The organism is Cellulomonas sp. 73-92 (assembly GCF_001898175.1).
Classification (GTDB): Bacteria; Actinomycetota; Actinomycetes; order Actinomycetales; family Cellulomonadaceae; genus Cellulomonas.
In genome coordinates, this window is sequence record NZ_MKTH01000013.1 from 165110 (window position 1) to 187475 (window position 22366).

Sequence of the window (22366 nt, forward strand, 5' to 3'; positions counted from 1 at the left end):
GTAAGTACTAGATCACAGTATGGTTTCGGTCCATGGGAGCGGAACCAGCCCGCCCCGCGGACCGCGCTAGGCGCGGGCCGCGCCAAGGGACGGCAGCCCGGCGCGAGGAGATCCTGCGCGCCGCCGCGTCGACGTTCGGTCAGAAGGGCTACAAGACCGGCTCGCTGGCCGACGTCGCGGAGCAGGTGGGCATGACCCACGCGGGCGTGCTCCACCACTTCAAGTCCAAGGAGCAGCTGCTCACCGCGGTGCTGGACTTCCGCGACGCCGAGCAGGTCGCCGAGCTCGAGGGCAAGCACATCCCCGGCGGCCTCGAGCTGTTCCGCCACCTGCTGCTCACCGCCCGGATGAACGCCGAGCGCCCCGGCATGGTGCAGACCTACGCCGTCATCACCGGCGAGGCGGTCACGGACGGCCACCCCGCCCGGCCGTGGGCCACGGCGCGCTTCGCCACGCTGCGCGACGAGGTGGCCGACGCGCTCGTCGCCTGGCACCCCGAGGTCGACCGCGACCTCGCCTACCAGGGCGCCGCCGCGATCCTGGGCGTCATGGACGGCATCCAGATCCAGTGGCTGCTGGACCCCGACGCCGTCGACCTCGCGGAGACCACCGCGTTCGCCATCGAGGCGATCGTCGCCGCGACCATCGCGGGCCCGGAGCGCGGGCAGCCCGTCCCGCCACCCTCGGCCTGATCCGCTCAGGCAGTTCACAGGAACGCTTCAGTGGCACCACAGGTCGCCCCTGGATCCTCGTGACCATGACGACGACCACCGCCCGCCGGCCCGACGTCCTCACGCGTGCCGACGGCTCCCCCATCAGGGCCCTCGTCGTGGACGACGAGCCCAACCTCGCCGAGCTGCTCGCCACCGCGCTGCGGTACGAGGGCTGGCAGGTCGAGCACGCGCTGACCGGCCACGCGGCGATCCGCCGCGCCAAGGAGCTGGAGCCCGACGTCGTCGTCCTCGACGTCATGCTCCCCGACCTCACCGGGCTCGAGGTGCTCGGTCGGATGCGCACCACGCACCCGAACGTCCCCGTGCTCTTCCTCACCGCGAAGGACGCCGTCGAGGACCGCATCGCCGGGCTCACCGCGGGCGGCGACGACTACGTCACCAAGCCCTTCTCCCTCGAGGAGGTCGTCGCCCGGCTCCGGGCGCTGCTGCGCCGCACGGGCGCGACGACCGGGCACCAGGAGGCCCAGCTCGTCGTCGGCGACCTGCGCATGGACGAGGACAGCCACGAGGTGTGGCGCGGCACCGACGACATCCACCTCACGGCGACCGAGTTCGAGCTGCTGCGCTACTTCATGCGCAACCCGCGCCGCGTGCTGAGCAAGGCCCAGATCCTCGACCGCGTGTGGCAGTACGACTTCGGCGGCCAGGCGAACATCGTCGAGCTGTACGTCTCCTACCTGCGGCGCAAGATCGACAAGGGCCGCACCCCGATGCTGCACACGCTGCGAGGCGTCGGGTACGTGCTGCGCCCGGCGTGACCGGCATGGCTGGCCGCGTCCGGCGCCTCGCGACGCGCATCACGAGGCGTGGCTCAGGGCACGGACGGAGACCGGGACCGCGCCGACGGCCGACGCTGCGCCGGCGCCTGACGCTCACCGCCGTCGGCCTGCTGGCGGTGGTCGCCGCCATCATGGGCGTCACCTCGACGCTCGCGCTGCGCGCGTCCCTGCTGCAGCAGGTCGACAACCGGCTGGTCGCCGCCGCCGCCCGCGCCGGCACGGCCACCCGCACGCCGCCTCCCAGCACCGCGACCGCCCCGGTGATCACCGACAACGACGCCGACAACCGCCCGCCGTGGTTCAACGGACCCGGGCAGGAGGTCGGCACCGTCAACGTCGTCACCTCCGGCCAGGTGCGCAGCGGGTACATCGGGACGGACGGCTCCTACCGGCCGCTGACGAGCGACCAGCTCGCCACGCTGCTGACGGTGCCGACGGACGGCCGCATCGTCCCGATCACGCTCGGCGACCTCGGCTCGTACCGCGCCGTCGCCGGCCGGACCGACGACGGGGCCGTCATCACGGCGATCCCCACCGCGAGCGCCGACGCCACGGTGCGCGGGTACGTCATGGTCGAGCTCATCGTCGCCGTCGTCGGGCTGGCGCTGACCGCCGCGGCGGCCAACGTCCTGGTGCGCCGCGGCCTGCGGCCCCTGACGAGCGTGGCCGCCACCGCGACGCGCGTCTCCGAGCTGCCCCTCGCCAAGGGCGAGGTGTCGATCGACGAGCGCGTGCCCGACGCCGACCCCACGACGGAGGTCGGGCAGGTCGGCGCGGCGTTCAACCGGATGCTCGGCCACGTCGAGCGCGCCCTGACCGCCCGGCAGGAGTCGGAGCAGCAGGTGCGCCGCTTCGTCGCCGACGCGTCCCACGAGCTGCGCACCCCGCTGGCCTCGATCCGCGGCTACACCGAGCTGGTGCGCCGGTCCGACGAGCCGCTGCCCGACGGCGTGGGGCAGGCCCTGGCACGCGTCGAGGCCGAGGCGATCAGGATGACCGCGCTCGTCGAGGACATGCTGCTGCTGGCCCGGCTCGACGCCGGGCGCGACCTGGAGCGCGAGACCGTCGACCTCGCCGAGCTGGCGGTCGACGCGGTCGCCGACGCCCACGCGGCCGGCCCGGACCACGTCTGGCAGCTCGACGTCGTGGCGGACGACGACGGCGCCGACGACCCCACGACGATCGTGACGGGCGACGACCACCGGCTGCGCCAGGTGCTCGCCAACCTCCTGACCAACGCCCGCGTGCACACCCCTGCGGGCACGCACATCGAGGTCGGCGTCCGGCGCGAGGGGGGCGCCGTCGTGGTGCGCGTGGACGACGACGGCCCGGGCATCCCGGCCGAGCTGCGCGAGCGGCTCTTCGAGCGCTTCACGCGGGGCGATGCCTCCCGCAACCACGCCGCCGGGTCGACCGGGCTCGGGCTGGCCATCGCCAACGCGGTGGTCCACGCGCACGGCGGGACGCTGGCGTGCGCCTCCCGGCCCGGCCGCACGGTGTTCACGGTGACGCTGCCCGCGGCCACCCCCACCGCCTGAGACATCCCACAGTCGCGGCACAGCGCCCCCATCCGGTGCGCCGAGGCTGGTCCGCCACGGTCGGAGGCATGGAAGCGACGACCGACGCCACCGCCCTCAGCCGGGACCGGGCCAGCACCGCCCCGGTGCTCGAGCTGGTCATCCCCGTGCACGACGAGGAGCGCGGCCTCGAGCGTGCCGTGCGCACCGCCCGCGCGTTCCTCGACGCGCAGCTGCCGTACCCCGCGCGGCTGACGATCGCGGACAACGCCTCGACCGACGGCACGTGGGCGATCGCGTGCCGCCTGGCCGACGAGCTCGACGGGGTGCGCGCCCTGCACCTCGACGCCAAGGGCCGGGGCCGCGCGCTCCAGGCGGCGTGGGGCGGCTCGGACGCGGCGGTCCTCGCGTACATGGACGTGGACCTGTCGACGGACCTGTCGGCGCTGCCCCCGCTCGTCGCGCCGCTCGTGTCCGGGCACGCGCACCTGGCGATCGGCACGCGCCTCGCGCGCACCTCCCGCGTAGTCCGCGGGCCGCGCCGCGAGCTGATCTCACGGTGCTACAACGTGCTGCTGCGCGGCACGCTCGGCGCCCGGTTCTCCGACGCGCAGTGCGGCTTCAAGGCGATCCGCGCCGACGCGGCGCGCCAGCTGCTGCCCCTGGTCGCGGACACGCAGTGGTTCTTCGACACCGAGCTGCTCGTGCTCGCCGAGAAGGCCGGGCTGCGGATCGACGAGGTCCCGGTCGACTGGGTCGACGACCCCGACTCGCGGGTCGACGTGCCCGCCACCGCCCGCCAGGACCTGCGCGGCATCGCGCGCGTGGGCCGCGCGCTGGCCGCGGGGCGCCTGCCGCTGGACGCGATCCGCCCCCGGCTGCCGCTGACGTCCGACCGGGCGTTCCCTGCCGGCCCGCGCCCCGGCCTCGTCACCCAGCTCGTCCGGTTCGCCGTCGTCGGCGTCGCCTCGACGCTGGCCTACGCCCTCCTCTACCTCCTGCTGGCCGGGCCGCTGGGCGCGCAGGCCGCCAACGTCGCCGCCCTCCTCATCACCGCCGTCGCGAACACCGCGGCGAACCGGGCCTACACGTTCGGCGTGCGAGGCCGCGAACGGGCGGTGCGCCACCAGGGCCAGGGGCTAGCGGTCTTCGCGCTCGCGTGGGCGCTCACCGCGGGCGCCCTGGCGCTGCTGCACGTCCTGGCGCCCGCCGCCCCGCGGCTGGCCGAGCTGATCGTGCTGTCCGTCGCGAACCTCGTGGCGACCGCCCTGCGCTTCGTCCTGCTACGCGGCTGGGTGTTCCGCGAGGCCCCGGCGCGCGAGCGCACGGCGAGCCCGGCGCCGCCCCCTCCCGCCGGACCGGTCCCCGTAGCCCACCCCGTGCCGGCCGCCACGTCCGGCCCGGTACCGACCACCGACCCCGCCCTGGACGCCTGCTCGACGGCGACCGTGGGCACCCGGCCCGAGGAGGCCCTGCGATGACCACGACCACCAGCCAGATCGCCCCCGCGGCGCCCGGCACGGGACCGATCGAGGCCGGGCCGGCCGACGAGCGCCCGACCCCGCCCGCTCCCCCGGGGCGCCGGCCGCGCTGGGAGGTGCCCGGGTTCGTCGGGCTGCTCGTGGCGAGCGCGGTGCTCTACCTCGTCGGGCTGTCCGCGTCCGGCTACGGCAACTCCTTCTACGCCGCGGCGGCCCAGGCCGGGTCGAGGTCGTGGTGGGCGCTGCTGTGGGGCGCCTCCGACGCCGGCGGGTCGATCACCGTCGACAAGCCGCCCGCGTCGCTGTGGGTCATGGGACTGTCGGTGCGGCTGTTCGGCCTCTCGTCGTGGTCGGTGCTCGCGCCGCAGGCGCTCATGGGCGTGGCCGCGGTGGCGCTGACCTACCTCGTCGTCCGCCGACACTTCTCGGCCGGCGCCGCGCTGCTGGCCGGCGCCGCCCTCGCGCTCACCCCGGTCGCCGCGCTGATGTTCCGGTTCGACAACCCGGACGCCCTGCTCGTCCTGCTCCTGGTCGCGTCGGTGTGGGCGACGATGCGCGCGGTCGACGGGCCGCGGACCACCCGCTGGATGGCCCTGGCCGGCGTCTTCGTCGGGCTGGCGTTCCTCACCAAGCAGCTGCAGGCGTTCCTCGTCCTGCCCGGCCTGGCCGTCGCCTTCCTGTGGGCCGCCCCGCTGCCGTGGCTCAAGCGCCTCCGCGACGGGCTCGTCGCGGTCGCCGCGATGGTGGTGTCCGCCGGCTGGTGGGTGGCGCTCGTCGAGCTGTGGCCCGCGGCGTCGCGTCCCTACGTCGGCGGCTCCCAGGGCAACTCCTTCCTCCAGCTGACGTTCGGCTACAACGGCTTCGGCCGGCTCACCGGCCAGGAGGTCGGGTCGGTCGGCGGCGGCACGGCCCCCGGCGGCGGGCAGGGCGGCGGCTGGGGCGCCACCGGCATCACCCGCATGTTCTCGGCCGAGGCCGGCGGCCAGATCGCCTGGCTCCTCCCCGCCGCGCTGGTGCTCGCGGTCGGGGCGCTGTGGGCCCTGCGGCGGGCCGGCCGGACGAGCGGCGCACGTGCGCAGGTCGTCGTCTGGCTGGCGTGGCTGCTCGTCACCGGGCTGACCTTCTCCTTCATGGCCGGCATCTTCCACGCCTACTACACGGTGGCCCTCGCCCCCGCGATCGCGGCGCTCGTCGGGATCGGCGCGGAGCTCGCCTGGCGGCGCCGCGCGGCGTGGGGCTGGCGGGTGCTGCTGGCGGTCGTGACGCTGGGCACCGGGTGGTGGTCCTGGGCGCTGCTCGGCCGCTCGGCCGGCTGGAACGGCTGGCTGCGCTGGGCGGTGCTCGCGGTGGCGACCGTGGCCGGCCTGCTCGTCGCGGTCGGGCCGGCGCTCCTCCTGCAGCCGGCGGTCGAGCGCCGGCTCGTGGCGCTGGGCGCCGCCGGCGCCGTGCTGGCCGGCCTTGCGGGCCCGACCGCGTACACGCTGCAGACCGTCTCGACCGCGCACACCGGCTCGATCGTCTCGGCGGGGCCGACCGTCACAGGCGCGACCGGCTTCGGCGGCGGGCCCGGCCGGTTCGGCTCCCGAGGCGGCGCTCCGGGCACGACGACGAACGGGCCGGGCTTCCCCGGCGGCCAGGGCTTCCCGGGCGGCGCGACGAACGGTGGCACGACGAACGGCCAGGCCGGCGGCGGGACCACCAACGGCCAGGGCACGACGAACGGGTTCGGGGCCGGCAACGGCCCGGGCGGTGGCGGCGGTGGCGGCATGGGCGGCCTGCTCGACGGCACGAGCGTCAGCTCGCAGGTCGCGACTCTCCTGGAGCAGGGCGCCTCGGGCTACCGCTGGGCCGCCGCGACCACCGGCTCGCAGAACGCCGCCAGCTACCAGCTGGCCACGCAGACGTCCGTCATGCCGATCGGCGGGTTCAACGGCAGCGACCCCTCCCCGACGCTCGCGCAGTTCCAGGCGTGGGTCGCCGCCGGGGACGTCCACTGGTACATCGCAGGCGGCGGGCTCGGCCGGTCGAACGGCGGCTCGGACGTCGCGACGCAGATCCAGCAGTGGGTCGAGTCGACCTACACCGCGACGACCGTCGACGGCGTGACGCTCTACGACCTGACGGCGACACCCGCGTCGTCGGGCTCCTGACCGGGCCCGTCAGAGCGGGTAGGACCCGTACGCGTTGAGGATGTCGGCCAACGGCGCGACCAGGCGGAACACGCCCGTGCCGTTGGTCCACACCGCGATCCCGGTCCCGTCGCCGCCGTCGACGATCGTGTAGCTCCCGGAGACCGTGCCGGCGGCCGCCACCTGGCCGGTCTTCGGGAGCGAGGGCCCTCCGGTCGCGGCCGGGCTCGGGGCGGCAGTCGGCAGCGCGGCGGTCAGCGTGGCGGCGAAGGCCGTCGCCTCGTCGGCCGTCGGGAACTGCCCGGCCTGCACCGTGAGCTTCCCGCTGCCGCCGTCCGTGTAGGTGTCGGCCCATGCCTCGAGCGCACCGGCCGCCAGCCAGTCGTTCGCGGGCTGCGACGAGGCGAACGCGTACTGGAGCACGCTGGCGGGCAGCAGCGCGGTGAAGGCCGTGCTCGTCGCGCGGGCGCTCGGCTGCACCGTCGGGGTCGGCACGGGGAGGTGCACCGTGGTGACGACGGCGGTCGGCTCGGTGGCGGCGACGGTCGTCGACCCGCGCTGCGACAGGACGATGCCGACGACGACGCCGGCGAGCACGACCACGGCCGCACCGAGCGCCGTGGGCAGGAGCCAGCGACGCCGGCCGCCCTCGTCACGCCCGTGCTGCGGGCCCACGCCGTCCGCCATCGTCGCCTCCGTCCACCGTCGCGTCGCCAGGCAGCGTACCGATGTCGGTCCGGGCCGATACGGTGCCGCGCGTGACGACCGCCACTGCTCGTTCCCGCTCCCGCACGCCGTCGAACGGGTACCGCTGCGCCGAGTGCGGGTGGACCACGGCCAAGTGGGTCGGGCGGTGCGGGGAGTGCCAGGCCTGGGGCACGGTCGCCGAGGAGGCCGGTCCCGGCGGGGGCGCCCCGCGGACGGTGTCCTCCCGGCCGGCGGGCGCGCCGGCCCGTCCGATCGGCGACATCGACGTCGAGACGGCCCGCGCGCGCCCCACCGGGGTCGACGAGCTGGACCGCGTGCTCGGCGGCGGGCTCGTCCCGGGTGCCGTGGTGCTCCTCGCGGGCGAGCCGGGCGTCGGCAAGTCGACCCTCCTGCTGGACGTCGCCGCCCAGGCGGCCCGCGGTGGCCGGCGCGTCCTCTACGTGACGGGCGAGGAGTCGGCCGGCCAGGTCCGGCTCCGGGCGGGACGCATCGGTGCGCTCGAGCCCGGCCTGCTGCTGGCCGACGAGACGGACCTGGCCACCGTGCTCGGCCACGTGGAGCAGGTCGGGCCCGACCTGCTCGTCGTCGACTCGGTGCAGACCGTGGCCTCCGACCAGGTCGAGGGCGCCGCCGGCGGCGTCACCCAGGTGCGGGAGGTCGCGGCGGCCCTCATCGCCGCGGCGAAGTCGCGCGGCATGCCCGTGGTGATCGTCGGGCACGTCACCAAGGACGGCTCGGTCGCCGGGCCGCGCACCCTGGAGCACCTCGTCGACGTCGTCTGCCAGTTCGAGGGCGATCGGCACTCGCGGCTGCGGCTGCTGCGGGCCACCAAGAACCGGTTCGGCCCCACGGACGAGGTCGGGTGCTTCGACCTGTCCGAGAAGGGCATCGTCGGCCTCAGCGACCCGAGCGGGCTCTTCGTCCTCGCGGCGCTGCACCCGACCTCGGGCACGTGCCTCACCGTGACGCTCGAGGGCCGGCGGCCCATGGCGTGCGAGGTGCAGGCGCTCGTCGCCCCGACGGGCGCGCCGAACCCGCGCCGCACCACGTCGGGCGTCGACGGCTCCCGACTGGCGATGGTGCTGGCCGTGCTGCAGCGCCGGTTCCGCCTGCCGCTGGCCGGCCAGGACGTGTACGTGTCCACGGTCGGCGGGTCCCGCGTGGTCGAGCCGGCGTCCGACCTGGCGGTGACGCTCGCCGTCGTCTCGTCGCACGTCGACCGCCCGCCGGTGCGCGGGCTCGTCGCGATCGGAGAGGTGGGGCTGGCCGGGGAGATCCGTCCGGTCGCGGGCGCGAGCCGCCGCCTGGCGGAGGCCGCACGCCTCGGGTTCCGGCGCGCCGTGGTGCCGGCCGCCACCGACGAGCTCGTGGTGCCGGAGGGCATGCACGTGACGCGCGTGGCGGACCTGCCCGCCGCGGTGCTGGCCGCCGGCCTGGGCGAGGACGGCGCCCGGGAGGCGCACCCCAGCCGGTTCCCGGCCGGGCACGACGAGCTGCCGGACGGCGTCGCCCGGCTCCCCTCCCGCTGACCGATGGGATCGTTACCCGATCGTCGCGGGCAGGACGTGCTGACCAGGGGTGGTGCCGACGGCGCCCACTACGATCGGCACGTGGCCCACCCGTCCCAGGACGAGCTCCTGCGCTCGACCCTCGCCGCCGTCGCCCCCGGCGGCGAGCTGCGTGACGGGCTCGAGCGCATCCTGCGCGGCCGCACCGGCGCCCTCATCGTGCTCGGCATGGACGAGTCGGTCGACGCGCTGTGCTCGGGCGGCTTCGTCATGGACGTCGAGTTCTCCGGGACCCGGCTGCGCGAGCTCTGCAAGATGGACGGCGCGGTCGTCATCGACACCACCACCAACCGCATCGTGCGGGCCGGCGTGCAGCTGCTGCCGGACCCGTCGATCCAGACCAGCGAGTCCGGCACCCGCCACCGCACGGCCGAGCGGGTCGCGAAGCAGACCGGCCACCCGGTGATCTCCGTGTCCGCGTCGATGCGGATCATCGCCGTCTGGGTGGGCGACGGCCGCCACCAGCTCGAGGACTCCACGACGATCCTCTCGCGCGCCAACCAGGCGCTGGCGACGCTGGAGCGCTACAAGGCCCGCCTGGACGAGGTGACCGGGACGCTGTCCGCGCTGGAGATCGAGGACCTCGTGACGGTGCGCGACGTCTCGACGGTCGTGCAGCGGCTCGAGATGGTCCGCCGCATCTCGGAGGAGATCGGTGGCTACGTCGTCGAGCTCGGCACCGACGGGCGGCTGCTCGCCCTCCAGCTCGACGAGCTGATCGCCGGGTCGGACGCCGACCGGCAGCTGGTCATCCGCGACTACGTCGACACCGGCCGCCGCGACGTCGACCAGGTGCAGACGGCGCTCGCCGAGCTGACGAGCACCGAGCTGCTCGACCTCGGCCACATCGCCCGCGTGCTCGGCCTGCCGGGCGGCGACACGCTCGACGCCGCCGTCGCACCCCGGGGCTACCGGCTGCTGTCGCGCGTGCCGCGCCTGCCGTCGGCGGTCGTCGAGCGGCTCGTGCTGCACTTCGGCTCGCTCCAAAAGCTGCTGGCCGCCGGCGTCGAGGAACTCATGGCCGTCGACGGTGTCGGCGAGCTGCGCGCCCGCACGGTGCGCGAGGGCCTGAGCCGGCTCGCCGAGTCGAGCATCCTCGAGCGCTACGTCTAGCTCGGCCTAGCCGAGCTGGAACACCACGGACCCGCTCGACGTCCCCGCCAGGGCGACGGTGGCCTGGTAGGTGCCGGGCCGGGGCGCCGGCAGGTTGCCCGGGCATCCCGGCGCCGAGCGGACGCGGTTCCAGGCGACGTGCGACGTGTCGGTCATGCCCGGCGTCAGCAGCAGCGTGCGGGCCGGCGACTTCGCCGAGGCGCAGTCCTTCGACGACCACACGCGGTCGTTGCCCGACACGACGACGACCTCGCGCTGCAGCTCGCCCGCGTCGACGACGCACGGCGTGTTGCCGACGTTGTTGATCGTCACGGTGAACGTAGGGGTGGATCCCGCGGGCACCGAGGCCGCGTCGGGGGTGATGCCGAGGGTGAGGGCCGGCGCCACGCAGCTGGCGACGCCGCCGTTGGCGGCCGCGACCGGCGAGCCGGTCGCCGTCGGGGTCGGCGCCGGCGTCGTGGGAGCCGTCGGGCCCGCGGTCCCACCGGGCGTGTGCGCCGCGCTGGGCTCGTCGCCCCGGTTGAGCAGGTACGCGACGAGCACGACGACGAGCAGGAGCGGGATCCCGAGCACGACGAACCGGCGTCTCCAGTAGACGCTCGCCGGCAACCGCTCTCCCGCCACGCAGACCTCCCCGCTCGACGGTAGCGAGCGGGCGCGCGGCTGCGGGACGACGCGCCGCGCTACAGCTCGAGCCGGACGATCGCGCGCCCGGGACGGGGCCGGGCCACGACCTCGAAACCGGCCTGGAGGAACAGCGCGAGCGACCCGCGGTAGAGCCGGTCGAGCACCGCCGCGGGCCCGGTCGAGTCGGTCGGGTACGCCTCGAGCCACCCCGCGCCGCCCGACCGCGCGTGCTCGATCGCGCCGGCGAGCAGCGCCGTGGCCACGCCGTGCCGTCGGTACCCGGGGCGGATGACGAAGCAGGTCACCGACCAGACCGCGGGGTCGTCGGCCGAGGTGGCGGGCGACGACGTCGACGCCGCGGTCCGCAGCCGCCCGAAGAGGGAGCGCGGCCCCACCGAGCACCACCCCACGCGCTCGTCGCCCAGCGTGGCGACGACGCCGGGTGTCGGGTGCTGGCGCAGCTCGATCCCGAGCATCTCGCGCCGGTGCTCGTCGTCGAGCGTCTCGAAGAGGGGGATCGGCACGCGGTCGTACTGGCACCAGCAGTGCGCCGCCTCGCCCCGCGTGCCGAACACCACGTCGAGCTCCTCGACGCCGTGGCACGGGGCCGTGCGCAGCCAGGCGCTCGACGCGGCGCGGACCGGCGGTTCGAACGGCGTGGGGATGCCGCCCAGCGCGCCCAGCGGGACGGCATGGGCCGGCACGGCGCCCGACGGCAGGTGTCGGGTCGAGCCCGGCTCGACCATGTCTCGAGGGTAGGTCTGGGAGCGCGCCCATTTCACCCGCAATGTCACCCGGTCTTTCCGGGAGAGGATGTCCCGTGCCCGCCGACCCGTTGCTCGCCTGGTTCGACGAGCACGCCCGCGTGCTGCCCTGGCGCGCGCCCGACCGGACGCCATGGGGCGTGCTCGTCAGCGAGGTGATGCTCCAGCAGACCCCCGTGTCGCGGGTCGAGCCCGCGTGGCGGGCGTGGCTCGCGAGGTGGCCCACGCCCGCCGCGCTGGCGGCGGCCTCGCCGGCCGACGTGCTACGCGCCTGGGACCGCCTCGGTTACCCCCGCCGGGCGCTGCGGCTGCACGCGTGCGCGGCGGCGATCGTCGCCCGCCACGGCGGCGAGGTGCCGGACGACGAGGCCGCCCTCCTCGCGCTGCCGGGCGTCGGCGCCTACACCGCGGCCGCGGTGCGGGCGTTCGCGTTCGGTCGCCGGGCAGTGGTGCTCGACACGAACGTGCGCCGCGTCCTGGCCCGCCACGCGGCCGGGGCGGCGCTCCCGGCGCCCACCCAGACGTCGGCCGAGGTCGCCCTCGCCGACCGCCTGACGCCGTCCGACGACGCCGGCGCCGCCCGGTGGGCGCTGGCGACGATGGAGCTGGGGGCGCTGGTGTGCACCGCCCGCGCGCCGCGCTGCGAGGCGTGCCCGCTGGCCTCGTCGTGCGCCTGGCTGACCGCCGGCAGGCCGCCCGACGAGCACGCCCACCGCCGCCGCGGCCAGCCGTGGGAGGGCACCGACCGCCAGGTGCGCGGCCGCGTCATGGCGCTGCTGCGCGGGGCGATCGGGCCCGTGCCGGCCGACGCCGTCGCGGCGGTGTGGCCCGACGCCCGCCAGCTCACCCGCTGCGTGGAGGCGTTGGTCGCCGACGGCCTCGTCGTCCCCCTGACGGTGACCGGTGCGACGGCGGGACCGGACGACGAGCCCGCGTCCTACCGCCTCCCATGACCCCGGTGGAGGCATCTGACCTGCCCGGACGGCGTGCCGCGGCCAGGCGGCTCCACTCGTCGCCACCGGAGGGGCGGCAGGCTCCACCGGCCGGTGGGGGTCAGCCCAGATCGAGCAGCATCCGCGTGTTGCCCAGGGTGTTGGGCTTCACGCGCGCCAGGTCGAGGAACTCGGCGACGCCGTCGTCGTGCGACCGCAGCAGCTCGGCGTAGACGTCGGGGGCGACCGGAGTGCCGGCGATGACCTCGAACCCGTGCGACGCGAAGAAGTCCACCTCGAACGTCAGGCAGAACACGCGCCGCAGCCCGAAGGCACGGGCCCGGTCGAGCAGGGTCCGCAGCAGCGCGTGGCCGACACCGTGGCGACGCCGCGACGGGTCGACCGCCAGGGTGCGGATCTCGGCGAGGTCGGACCACATGACGTGCAGGGCGCCGCAGCCGATGACGTCGTCACCGTCGACGGCGACGACGAACTCCTGCACCGCCTCGTAGTAGCCGACCCACTCCTTGGCCAGCAGGATGCGCTCGGTGGCGTACGGCTCGACGAGGTCGTGGATCGCGTGCACGTCGGCGGGCGTCGCGGGGCGCACCCGCAGCTCGGAGATCACGCCCCCACGGTAGCCAGGCGGCGCGGCTCAGCCGCCGACGTGGGCGCGCGCGCGGCGCTGCAGGGGCGCCGGCTCGACGGCCTCGAGCAGGCCGGTCGCGGTGATCTCGTCGACGACGAGGTCCGTGACGACGCCGGCGCGCAGCGCGGCCAGCAGCGGCGTGACCTTCGCGTCGCCGGCGACGATGCACACGCGGCGCGGGATCCGCTGCAGCTGCACCGGCGTGGGGCCGGTCGCACGTTCGTTCAGCGAGATGTCCTCCCACGAGCCGTCGGCACGCAGGAACACGGTGCAGACGTCGCCGACGACCCCCTCGTCGTGCAGCACGCGCACGTCGTCCTCGTCGAGGTAGCCGGCCGAGTAGACGTGCGAGGGCACGGCCCCGGCCAGGGCGCCGACCGAGAACACGGCGATGTCCGCGCGGCGCTGCATGTCCAGCACCCGTTTGACCGACCGCTCCCGCCACATCGCGGCCTTGGTGTCGGGGTAGTCGAAGAACGCCGGCACGGAGAAGTGGTGCACCGCCGCACCGAACGCGGTGCCGAAGCTCGAGATGAGGTCGGAGGCGTACTCGATGCCGCTCGTGCGCATGTTGGCGGCGCCGTTCAGCTGGACCACGGCGGCGCTGCGGGTCGGCTTGGGGACGAGGTAGCGGGAGACCGAGGCCAGCGTGGTGCCCCACGCCAGGCCGAGCACCATGTCCGAGTCGAACCACGAGGAGATGAGCTTGGCGCCCGTCATGGACGCCTGCTCCAGCCGCTCAAGGTCGCTCGCCGAGTCCGGGACCGGCACGACGTAGGCCTCGACGCCGAAGATCGACGTGATCGACCGGCCGAGACCTGGCGCACGGGTGCTCGCCGGGCGCAGCGTGATCTCGACCAGTCCGGACTGGCGCGCGCGCTTGATCAGGCGAGACACCGTGGAGCGCGACGTGCCCAGGTGCCGCGCGATGACCTCCATCTTGAGGTCCTGCAGGTAGTACATCGAGGCCGCGCGCAGCACGTCCTGCTGCTCCTTGTTGACGTACATGCCCCACCCCCAAGGTCCCTACTCCGTGCACGTATGTGCACTCGTGTTGCGCATGCGTTCACCTGGCGATGACGATAACTCAGCCGCCCCCGACGGGCGAGCGTGCCTAACTGCAGGAGAAGTTCACATGAGGACCGCGCCGCTGACGCCCCAGGCCCGTTCCGCCGCTCTCGAGGTCCTCCGTTCCAGCACGGAAGCGGGCCACGAGATCGACATCCTGGTCATCGGAGGCGGCGTCACCGGCGCCGGCATCGCACTCGATGCGGTCTCCCGTGGCCTTTCCACCGCCGTCGTCGAGGCCCAGGACTGGGCCAGCGGCACCTCGAGCCGCTCGACGAAGATGGCGCACGGTGGCCTGCGCTACCTGCAGATGCTCGACTTCCACCTCGTCCACGAGGCGTTGACCGAGCGCAACCTGCTCAAGCAGCGCATCGCGCCGCACCTGGTGCGGCCGACCCCGTTCCTGTACCCGCTGCAGCACCACGTGTGGGAGCGGGCGTACGTCGGCGCCGGCATCGCGCTCTACGACGCGCTCGCCCAGTCGACCGGCACCCGCCACGCGATCCCGTTCCACAAGCACATCTCGCACACGCGGATGACCCAGATGTTCCCGGACTTCCGCCCCGACGTCGCCGTCGGCGCGATCCAGTACTGGGACACCATGCTCGACGACGCCCGTCTCGTGGAGACGCTCGTCCGCACCGCCGTGTCCTACGGCGCGCACGCCGCCAGCCGCACCCAGGTGACCGGCATCCTCAAGGACGCCTCCGGCCGCGTGACCGGTGCCCAGCTCGTCGACCTGGAGACCGGCGACCGCTTCGACGTCGCGGCGAAGAACGTCATCAACGCCACCGGCGTCTGGACCGAGCAGACCGAGGCGCTCACCGGCTCGACCGGCGGCCTCAAGGTCCTCGCCTCCAAGGGCATCCACCTCATCGTGCCGCGCAGCCGCATCCGCGGTGACGTCGGCCTGATCCTCCAGACCGAGAAGTCGGTGCTGTTCCTCATCCCGTGGCCGCGCTACTGGGTGATCGGCACCACCGACACCCCGTGGGTGCAGGAGCTGCGCCACCCGGTGGCCACGGGCGCCGACATCGACTACGTCATCGAGCACGCGAACACGGTGCTCAAGGACCCGTTGACCCGCGACGACGTCATCGGCGTCTACGCCGGCCTGCGGCCGCTGCTCCAGCCGGAGGTCAAGGAGGGCACGCAGTCGACCAAGGTCTCCCGCGAGCACACCGTCGCCTCGCCTGCGCCCGGCTTCACCGTCATCGCCGGCGGCAAGCTCACCACCTACCGGGTGATGGCCAAGGACGCCGTCGACTTCGCGCTCGGCGCCCGCGCCAAGTCGCTGCCCTCCCCGACGGCGAACCTGCCGCTCGCGGGGGCCGACGGGCTGGCCGTCATCGAGGCGCAGGCCAAGACATGGGCCGCCGCCTACGGCTGGGACGAGGGGCGCGTCGATCACCTCCTCAGCCGGTACGGCTCCCTGCTCCCCGAGCTCATCGAGCTCGTCGAGGCCCGGCCGGACCTCGCCAAGCCCCTCACCGGAGCCCCGGCCTACACCCGCGTCGAGGCGCTCTACGCCGCCACGCACGAGGGCGTCCTGCACCTCGACGACGTGCTGATGAACCGCACCCGGCTCAACTACGAGCAGGTCGACAAGGGCGTGGCCGCGCTCGAGGAGATCGCCGATCTCGTCGGACCCGTTCTCGGATGGGACGAAAAGACCCGGGAGAAGGAGATCCAGGCCTATCGTGAACGCGTCGAGGCGGAGGACGCCGCGGCGCAGGAAGGCGATGACGCCTCTGCCGAGGCCGTTCGCCTGAAGGCAACAGACCTCACCCCGATGTATGCCGTCGGGAAGGGAGCCGGTTCCCCGGAAACCGGCCGCTAGACCCTCGCGGCCTGGCCGCGAGGTGCACGTGACAACGAAGTCCCGTCACAACGAAAGTGGGTAGACCGTGAGTCAAGCTTTTGTCTCCGAGATCGTCGGAACGGCGATGCTGGTCCTTCTCGGTACAGGCGTCGTGGCGAACGTCATCCTGCCGAAGAACAAGGGGTTCAGCTCCGGCTGGGTCGTCATCACCTTCGGGTGGGGCTTGGCCGTCATGTCCGGTGTCTACGTCTCCTTCAAGTCGGGTGCGCACATCAACCCGGCCGTCACGCTCGGCCTGTACCTGAACGCCCCGGACAAGGCGGACCAGTTCGCGAAGGGCATCACGTCGAGCTTCAGCAACATGCTGCTGTACTGGCTCGCCCAGATGATCGGCGCGATCATCGGTGCGGTCCTGTGCTGGCTCGCGTACAAGAAGCACTTCGACGAGGACGCCGACCCGGCGACGAAGCTGGGCGTGTTCTCCACCGGCCCGGCGATCCGTTCCTACGGCTGGAACTTCTTCACTGAGGTCATCGGCACCTTCGTGCTGGTCTTCGTCATCCTGGCGTTCGGCAAGAACCCGGCATCGCTCGGCCCGCTCCCCGTGTCGTTCCTCGTCGTGGGCATCGGCATGAGCCTCGGTGGTCCGACCGGGTACGCCATCAACCCCGCCCGTGACCTCGGCCCCCGCATCGCGCACGCCTTCCTCCCGATCCCGGGCAAGGGCAAGAGCGACTGGGCGTACTCCTGGGTCCCGGTCTTCGGCCCGCTCGTCGGCGGCGCGATCGCCGGCCTCGTGGCCCACGCCTACATCGTCTGAACGACCCCGTAGGCCAGCCGGCCGCCCGACGACGGGCATCACCGGCATCCCCCCAGACTCCCGGCGGCGCGCACCGCGCCGATCGCGCCAGGCGCGCCGCCGGGACGTCGCTCCTCACCAATTCGTCAAGGAGACTTTGTCATGCCCGATACCAAGTACGTCCTCGCCATCGACCAGGGCACCACGAGCTCTCGCGCGATCATCTTCGACCACTCCGGCCGCATCGTCTCCGTCGGCCAGAAGGAGCACGAGCAGATCTTCCCGCGCGCCGGCTGGGTGGAGCACAACCCCATCGAGATCTGGGACAACATCCGCGAGGTCGTCGCGATCGCCCTGGCCAACGCCAACCTCACCTACGTCGACATCGCAGCCGTTGGCATCACCAACCAGCGCGAGACGACGGTCGTCTGGGACAAGACCACCGGGCAGCCCGTCTACAACGCGATCGTCTGGCAGGACACCCGCACGGCGAAGATCGTCGAGGACCTCGGTGCGCTCGGCGGCGGCCAGGACCGCTACAAGGCACGCGTCGGCCTCCCGCTGGCGACGTACTTCTCCGGCCCGAAGGTCAAGTGGATCCTCGACAACGTCGAGGGCGCGCGCGAGAAGGCCGAGGCCGGCCAGCTCCTGTTCGGCAACACCGACACCTGGACGATCTGGAACATGACCGGCGGCGTCGACGGTGGCGTGCACGTCACGGACGTCACCAACGCCTCGCGCACCATGCTCATGGACCTGAGCACCCTCTCGTGGGACGAGGACATCGCGCGCGACATGGGCATCCCCATGTCGATGCTGCCGGCGATCAAGTCGTCGTCCGAGGTCTACGGCTACGGCCGCCAGGGCGGCATGGTCCCGGGCGTGCCGATCGCCGGCGACCTCGGCGACCAGCAGGCCGCGACGTTCGGCCAGGCGTGCTTCGAGGTCGGCAACGCCAAGAACACCTACGGCACCGGCAACTTCATGCTCCTCAACACGGGCACGTCGCCGGTCCCGTCGAAGAACGGCCTGCTGACCACCCTCTGCTACAAGATCGGCGACCAGCCGGCCGTGTACGCCCTCGAGGGCTCGATCGCCGTCACCGGTTCGCTGGTGCAGTGGCTGCGCGACAACCTGGGCATCATCTCGTCCGCCCCGGAGATCGAGCAGCTGGCCGACACGGTCGAGGACAACGGCGGCGCGTACTTCGTGCCGGCGTTCTCCGGCCTGTTCGCGCCGTACTGGAAGTCGGACGCGCGTGGCGCGCTCGTCGGCCTGACGCGGTTCGTCAACAAGGGCCACATCGCCCGCGCCGCGCTGGAGGCCACCGCCTTCCAGACCCGCGAGGTCCTCGACGCCATGAACGCCGACTCCGGCGTGGCGCTGACCGAGCTCAAGGTCGACGGCGGCATGGTCGCCAACGAGGCGCTCATGCAGTTCCAGGCCGACATCCTCGGCGTCCCGGTCATCCGCCCGGTCGTCGCCGAGACCACCGCCCTCGGCGCGTCCTACGCGGCGGGCATCGCGGTCGGGTTCTGGAACGGCGAGCAGGACGTCATCGACAACTGGGCCGAGGACAAGCGCTGGAACCCGTCGATCGACCCGGCCGAGCGCGACCGGACGTACCGGCTGTGGAAGAAGGCCGTCACCCGCACGTTCGAGTGGGTCGACGACGACGTGAAGTGACTCACGGTCCCGCCTGAGAGGGCGGACGACGAGGGCCGGGATGCCGCCGGGGGACGGCGACCCGGCCCTCGCCGTGTCGTGGGTCGTGCCGTGGTCGGTGCTGGCCGGTACGGTCGCGTCATGCGCGTGGCCACGTGGAACGTCAACTCGGTGCGAACCCGGATCGACCGGGTGCTGGGCTTCCTCGAGAGCTCCGGCGTCGACGTGCTGGCCATGCAGGAGACCAAGTGCAAGGACGAGCAGTTCCCGCGCGAGGGGTTCGAGGCGCTCGGCTACGAGGTCGCCACGTTCGGCTTCAGCCAGTGGAACGGCGTGGCGATCGCGTCGCGGGTCGGCCTCGAGGAGGTCGTGCGCGGCTTCGCCGGGCAGCCCCTGTGGGGCGACCCGCCCGCGCTCGAGGCGCGCGCCCTGGGCGCCACGTGCGGCGGTGTGCGGGTGTGGAGCCTGTACATCCCCAACGGCCGCGAGATCGCCGACCCCCACTACGAATACAAGCTCGCCTGGCTGGCCGCCCTGCGCACCGCGGCGGCGCAGTGGCTGCAGGACGAGCCGACGGCGAAGATCGCCCTCGTCGGGGACTGGAACATCGCGCCCCTGGACACCGACGTGTGGAGCATCGAGTTCTTCGCAGGACGCACCCATGTGACTCCCGCCGAGCGGGAGGCGTTCGCGGCCATCGCCGACGGCGGCTACACCGAGGTCAGCCGGGTGCACCTGCCGGCCGAGCACACGTACACGTACTGGGACTACCAGCAGCTGCGCTTCCCGCGGAACGAGGGCATGCGCATCGACCTGACGTACGCCTCCCCCGCGCTGGCGGCCGCCGTCACGGGCGTGACGATCGAGCGCAACGAGCGCAAGGGCAAGGGGCCTTCCGACCACGTCCCGGTGGTGCTCGAGGTCACCGCATGACCCAGCCCCCGGACCGGTACGAGTACCCAGCGCCGTACTACGCGGGCGGGTGGCAGCAGCCGGCGGCGCCGCAGGCGCCGTGGGACGGCGTGAGCATCGCGGCGCTGGCCACCGGGGTCGTCGGGCTGGGGCCGGTGCCGATCGTGCTCGGCGCCATGGGTGCCACGCGGACGGCCGGCCGGCGCCGCCGCGGCCGGTGGATGGCCTGGGTCGGCCTCGCGCTCGGGGTCGTGTCGACGCTCTCCTGGGTGGCGCTCGTCGGGCTCGCCGTGCTGCTGCTGCGTCCCCTGCCCGCCGATGTCTCGGCGCCGCGGTTCGCCACCCCGCAGCAGCTGGTGGTCGGCAACTGCCTGCAGACGCTGCCGACGGACGGCGAGGTGTGGGCGGTGCGCGTGGTGCCGTGCGCCGACAGCCACGAGGCGCGGGTCGTCGTGCGCCAGGACCTGACCAACCCGCCCAGCGGCCAGACGCGCCTCGACGAGTCCGCCGCGCAGCTCTGCGCGGCCGCGCCGACCGACGGCGGGCGGCTCGTCGTCTGGGCGCCGACACCGGGCCACGCGACCGTGACGTGCCTGGTCACCACCCCCGCCGGGGCGCCGTCCAGCACCTGAGCGGGGCCACGGCTACGGTGCCACCGGGAGGTGCGGTGGAGATGCCGTTCGACGAGGACCGGGTGCTGGGCACCCTCACGCTGCAGGAGAAGGCGTCGCTGACGTCGGGCGCCGACTTCTGGCACACCACGGGCGTGGACCGCGCGGGCGTGCCCGCCATCATGATGACCGACGGCCCGCACGGCGTGCGCAAGCAGGTGGTCGAGGGCGGGGCGGCCGAGGTCGGCGACTCGGTGCCGGCGACGTGCTTCCCCCCGGCGGTGACGCTGGGCTCCACGTGGGACCCCGAGCTCATGCGGCGGGTCGGCGAGGCGCTGGGCCGCGAGGCGGCCGCGCAGGGCGTGGCCGTGCTGCTCGGCCCGGGCGTCAACATCAAGCGGACGCCCCTGTGCGGCCGCAACTTCGAGTACTTCTCCGAGGACCCGCACCTGGCCGGCCGGCTGGCCGCCGCCTACGTCGAGGGCGTGCAGTCCCAGGGCGTCGGCACGAGCCTCAAGCACTTCGCCGCCAACAACCAGGAGACGGACCGGATGCGCGTCTCCGCCGACGTGGACGAGCGCACGCTGCGGGAGATCTACCTGCCGGCGTTCGAGCACGTGGTGACCACGGCGCAGCCGTGGACGGTGATGTGCGCCTACAACAAGGTCGGCGGCGTGTACGCCTCCGAGCACGGCTGGCTGCTGTCGGGCGTGCTGCGCGACGAGTGGGGCTTCGAAGGCCTCGTCGTCAGCGACTGGGGCGCGGTGCACGACCGGGTGGCCTCGCTCGTCGCCGGGCTGGACCTGCAGATGCCCGGCATCGGGTCGCGGCCGGACATGGCCGTCGTCGGCGCCATCGTCGACGGGCGCCTGCCCGAGGAGGCGCTCGACGCGTCGGCGCGGCGCGTGCTGCACCTCGTCGCCCGCTCCCGGACGGAGGCGGGCGAGGCGCCGGACCTCGACGCCCACCACGAGCTGGCCCGGGAGGCCGCCGCCGCGGGGGCCGTGCTGCTGAAGAACGACCCCGTCGGCGGGCGCCCGCTCCTCCCGCTGCCCGCGGACGAGGACGTGCTCGTCGTCGGCGAGCTCGCCCGCACGCCGCGCTACCAGGGCGCGGGCTCCTCGCAGGTCCACCCCACGCGGGTCGACGACGCCCTCACCGCGCTGCGCGGGGTGCTCGGCCGGGACGTGCCGTTCGTCGCCGGGTACACGCTGGACGCCAACACGTACCTCGACCTGCGGCTGCGCACGGAGGCGGTGGAGCTGGCGCGCGACGCCGGCACGGTGGTGCTGTTCCTCGGCCTCCTGCCGGCGGACGAGTCCGAGGGCTACGACCGCGAGCGCCTCGACCTGCCGACCAACCAGGTGCGGCTGCTCACCGCGCTGGCCGAGGCGAACCGCCGCGTGGTCGTCGTGCTCGCCAACGGCTCGGTGGTGTCCATGACGGGCTGGCGGCGCTCGGCGCCGGCGATCCTCGAGACGTGGCTGGGCGGCCAGGGCGGTGGCCACGCGGTGGCCGAGATCCTCGCGGGGCGCCGCTCGCCGGAGGGGCGCCTGACCGAGACGATCCCGCTGCGGCTGGCCGACACCCCCGCCTTCGGGAACTTCCCCGGCGAGTTCGGGCACGTGCGCTACGGCGAGGGCGTGCTCGTCGGCTACCGCTGGTACGACGCGCGCGACGTCGCGGTCGCCTACCCCTTCGGCCACGGCCTGACGTACACGACGTTCGGGTACGACGAGGTCTCCGCGACCGTCGCCGGCGACGAGGTCGAGGTGTCGGTCCGCCTCACCAACACCGGCTCGATGGCGGCTGCCGAGGTGGTGCAGGTCTACGTGCGCGACCCGCAGGCCTCGGTGCTGCGCCCGCCGCGCGAGCTGAAGGCGTTCCGCAAGGTGCGCCTCGAGCCGGGCGCCTCCGAGACGGTCCGGGTGACCCTCGGCGCCCGCGACCTGTCCTTCTGGCACCCCACGCTGCGGCGGTGGGTCGTCGAGGGCGGGACGTTCGTGATCGAGGTGGGCGCGTCGTCGCGCGACATCCGCGGCACGGCGACCGTCGAGGTGGCCGGCGAGAGCGCCGCGCTGCCGCTGGACTCCATGTCGACCGTCGCCGAGTGGCTGGCGCACCCGGTGGGCGGCCCGCTGCTCCGGGGGGCGATGGCCGCCGCGGGCGTGCCCGAGACGGACGACGAGATGCTGCGCCAGATCCCGCTCGAGGTGGCGCTGTCGTTCGCCGGCGGCGCCGTGCCGCCCGAGGACCTGGCGAAGCTGGTGGCGGCCGCCAACGCCTGACGCCGCCGCTCCTCGTCCGAGGGTCCCTCCCGGTTGATGCTTCGGCCGTGCGACCGGCCATCCGTCGAGCGCCCACTTCGTCGGCGAGACCGGGCGTTCCGGACGTCGGAACGCACGGTCTCGGTCACGAACGGGGCGCTCGCGGTTGTGGGGTCCCGCACGGTCGGTGCGGGCGCTGATGCGGCGCCGGCGCGGCCGGG

The 22366-nt window shown here is 74.0% G+C and carries 19 protein-coding genes; 14 read left to right on the plus strand and 5 right to left on the minus strand.

Going from position 1 to position 22366, the window contains the following annotated elements:
• The first annotated feature begins 32 nt into the window (after positions 1-32).
• The 5 genes from BGO37_RS07445 to BGO37_RS07465 all read left to right on the plus strand — a co-directional run bounded on the left by BGO37_RS07445 (position 33) and on the right by BGO37_RS07465 (position 6661).
• Complete coding sequence (locus BGO37_RS07445) at positions 33-692, plus strand: TetR/AcrR family transcriptional regulator (protein ID WP_291753595.1); 660 nt, start codon at positions 33-35, stop codon at positions 690-692.
• 65 nt (positions 693-757) lie between these two features.
• Positions 758-1492, plus strand: coding sequence for a response regulator transcription factor (locus BGO37_RS07450; RefSeq protein ID WP_291753597.1), 735 nt, complete (start codon positions 758-760; stop codon positions 1490-1492).
• Between the two features lie 137 nt (positions 1493-1629).
• Positions 1630-3051 (plus strand): cell wall metabolism sensor histidine kinase WalK, encoded by a 1422-nt coding sequence (locus BGO37_RS07455; RefSeq protein WP_291753598.1) that lies wholly within the window; start codon positions 1630-1632, stop codon positions 3049-3051.
• A 68-nt stretch (positions 3052-3119) separates the two neighbouring features.
• A complete protein-coding gene (locus tag BGO37_RS07460) occupies positions 3120-4511 on the plus strand; it encodes a glycosyltransferase (protein ID WP_291753600.1) in 1392 nt (463 codons plus the stop codon).
• Entirely contained in the window at positions 4508-6661 is a 2154-nt protein-coding gene (locus BGO37_RS07465; protein WP_291753602.1) for a glycosyltransferase family 39 protein, read from the plus strand. Before BGO37_RS07460 ends, BGO37_RS07465 begins: the two co-directional genes overlap by 4 nt.
• Before the next feature lie 9 nt (positions 6662-6670).
• On the opposite strand, the gene BGO37_RS07470 is transcribed toward BGO37_RS07465, so the two are convergent.
• Complete coding sequence (locus BGO37_RS07470; RefSeq protein WP_291753604.1) at positions 6671-7327, minus strand: hypothetical protein; 657 nt, start codon at positions 7325-7327, stop codon at positions 6671-6673.
• A 41-nt stretch (positions 7328-7368) separates the two neighbouring features.
• Between BGO37_RS07470 and radA the strand changes: the two genes are divergently transcribed.
• Positions 7369-8877, plus strand: a complete 1509-nt coding sequence (radA, locus tag BGO37_RS07475) for a DNA repair protein RadA (protein WP_291753606.1) — start codon at positions 7369-7371, stop codon at positions 8875-8877.
• 81 nt (positions 8878-8958) lie between these two features.
• The gene (gene disA, locus BGO37_RS07480; protein ID WP_291753607.1) at positions 8959-10029 is read left to right on the plus strand and encodes a DNA integrity scanning diadenylate cyclase DisA; all 1071 of its coding nucleotides are present in this window, start codon (positions 8959-8961) and stop codon (positions 10027-10029) included.
• A gap of 6 nt (positions 10030-10035) precedes the next feature.
• Here the strand turns inward: disA and BGO37_RS07485 are convergent, their stop codons facing one another.
• On the minus strand, positions 10036-10653 hold the full coding sequence (locus BGO37_RS07485) for a hypothetical protein (RefSeq protein ID WP_291753609.1): 618 nt from the start codon (positions 10651-10653) through the stop codon (positions 10036-10038).
• 59 nt (positions 10654-10712) lie between these two features.
• On the minus strand, positions 10713-11402 hold the full coding sequence (locus BGO37_RS07490; protein WP_291753610.1) for a GNAT family N-acetyltransferase: 690 nt from the start codon (positions 11400-11402) through the stop codon (positions 10713-10715).
• Between the two features lie 41 nt (positions 11403-11443).
• Here BGO37_RS07490 and BGO37_RS07495 point away from each other — a divergent pair, with 41 nt between their 5' ends.
• Positions 11444-12373 carry an A/G-specific adenine glycosylase gene (locus BGO37_RS07495; protein ID WP_291753611.1) on the plus strand — a complete coding sequence of 310 codons (930 nt, stop codon included), beginning with the start codon at positions 11444-11446 and terminating at the stop codon, positions 12371-12373.
• Between the two features lie 100 nt (positions 12374-12473).
• Here BGO37_RS07495 and BGO37_RS07500 read toward each other — a convergent pair whose 3' ends face one another.
• Positions 12474-12980, minus strand: coding sequence for an amino-acid N-acetyltransferase (locus BGO37_RS07500; RefSeq protein ID WP_291753612.1), 507 nt, complete (start codon positions 12978-12980; stop codon positions 12474-12476).
• A gap of 27 nt (positions 12981-13007) precedes the next feature.
• Complete coding sequence (locus tag BGO37_RS07505) at positions 13008-14009, minus strand: sugar-binding transcriptional regulator (protein ID WP_291753614.1); 1002 nt, start codon at positions 14007-14009, stop codon at positions 13008-13010.
• 127 nt (positions 14010-14136) lie between these two features.
• On the opposite strand from BGO37_RS07505, the gene BGO37_RS07510 reads away from it, so the two are divergent.
• The 6 genes from BGO37_RS07510 (at position 14137) to BGO37_RS07535 (ending at position 22166) form a co-directional block, all read left to right on the plus strand.
• Positions 14137-15909: a glycerol-3-phosphate dehydrogenase/oxidase gene (locus BGO37_RS07510; RefSeq protein WP_291753615.1), complete on the plus strand. Its 1773-nt coding sequence runs from the start codon at positions 14137-14139 to the stop codon at positions 15907-15909.
• A 67-nt stretch (positions 15910-15976) separates the two neighbouring features.
• Positions 15977-16711 carry an MIP/aquaporin family protein gene (locus BGO37_RS07515; protein ID WP_291753616.1) on the plus strand — a complete coding sequence of 245 codons (735 nt, stop codon included), beginning with the start codon at positions 15977-15979 and terminating at the stop codon, positions 16709-16711.
• Positions 16712-16852: 141 nt separating this feature from the next.
• Entirely contained in the window at positions 16853-18376 is a 1524-nt protein-coding gene (gene glpK / locus BGO37_RS07520; RefSeq protein WP_291753618.1) for a glycerol kinase GlpK, read from the plus strand.
• 120 nt (positions 18377-18496) lie between these two features.
• A complete protein-coding gene (locus BGO37_RS07525) occupies positions 18497-19288 on the plus strand; it encodes an exodeoxyribonuclease III (RefSeq protein ID WP_291753620.1) in 792 nt (263 codons plus the stop codon).
• The gene (locus BGO37_RS07530) at positions 19285-19899 is read left to right on the plus strand and encodes a hypothetical protein (RefSeq protein ID WP_291753621.1); all 615 of its coding nucleotides are present in this window, start codon (positions 19285-19287) and stop codon (positions 19897-19899) included. Before BGO37_RS07525 ends, BGO37_RS07530 begins: the two co-directional genes overlap by 4 nt.
• Before the next feature lie 41 nt (positions 19900-19940).
• Positions 19941-22166 (plus strand): glycoside hydrolase family 3 C-terminal domain-containing protein, encoded by a 2226-nt coding sequence (locus BGO37_RS07535; RefSeq protein WP_291753622.1) that lies wholly within the window; start codon positions 19941-19943, stop codon positions 22164-22166.
• Positions 22167-22366: the final 200 nt, after the last annotated feature.

Excerpts from the sequence above, each read along its gene's own strand:
- BGO37_RS07445 (WP_291753595.1), top strand. The coding sequence starts at position 33 with ATGGGAGCGGAACCAGCCCGCCCCGCGGACCGCGCTAGGCGCGGGCCG.
- BGO37_RS07450 (WP_291753597.1), top strand. The coding sequence starts at position 758 with ATGACGACGACCACCGCCCGCCGGCCCGACGTCCTCACGCGTGCCGAC.
- BGO37_RS07460 (WP_291753600.1), top strand. The coding sequence starts at position 3,120 with ATGGAAGCGACGACCGACGCCACCGCCCTCAGCCGGGACCGGGCCAGC.
- BGO37_RS07465 (WP_291753602.1), top strand. The coding sequence starts at position 4,508 with ATGACCACGACCACCAGCCAGATCGCCCCCGCGGCGCCCGGCACGGGA.
- BGO37_RS07470 (WP_291753604.1), bottom strand. The coding sequence starts at position 7,327 with ATGGCGGACGGCGTGGGCCCGCAGCACGGGCGTGACGAGGGCGGCCGG.
- radA (WP_291753606.1), top strand. The coding sequence starts at position 7,369 with ATGTCGGTCCGGGCCGATACGGTGCCGCGCGTGACGACCGCCACTGCT.
- BGO37_RS07490 (WP_291753610.1), bottom strand. The coding sequence starts at position 11,402 with ATGGTCGAGCCGGGCTCGACCCGACACCTGCCGTCGGGCGCCGTGCCG.
- BGO37_RS07495 (WP_291753611.1), top strand. The coding sequence starts at position 11,444 with ATGTCACCCGGTCTTTCCGGGAGAGGATGTCCCGTGCCCGCCGACCCG.
- BGO37_RS07505 (WP_291753614.1), bottom strand. The coding sequence starts at position 14,009 with ATGTACGTCAACAAGGAGCAGCAGGACGTGCTGCGCGCGGCCTCGATG.
- BGO37_RS07510 (WP_291753615.1), top strand. The coding sequence starts at position 14,137 with ATGAGGACCGCGCCGCTGACGCCCCAGGCCCGTTCCGCCGCTCTCGAG.
- glpK (WP_291753618.1), top strand. The coding sequence starts at position 16,853 with ATGCCCGATACCAAGTACGTCCTCGCCATCGACCAGGGCACCACGAGC.
- BGO37_RS07525 (WP_291753620.1), top strand. The coding sequence starts at position 18,497 with ATGCGCGTGGCCACGTGGAACGTCAACTCGGTGCGAACCCGGATCGAC.
- BGO37_RS07530 (WP_291753621.1), top strand. The coding sequence starts at position 19,285 with ATGACCCAGCCCCCGGACCGGTACGAGTACCCAGCGCCGTACTACGCG.
- BGO37_RS07535 (WP_291753622.1), top strand. The coding sequence starts at position 19,941 with ATGCCGTTCGACGAGGACCGGGTGCTGGGCACCCTCACGCTGCAGGAG.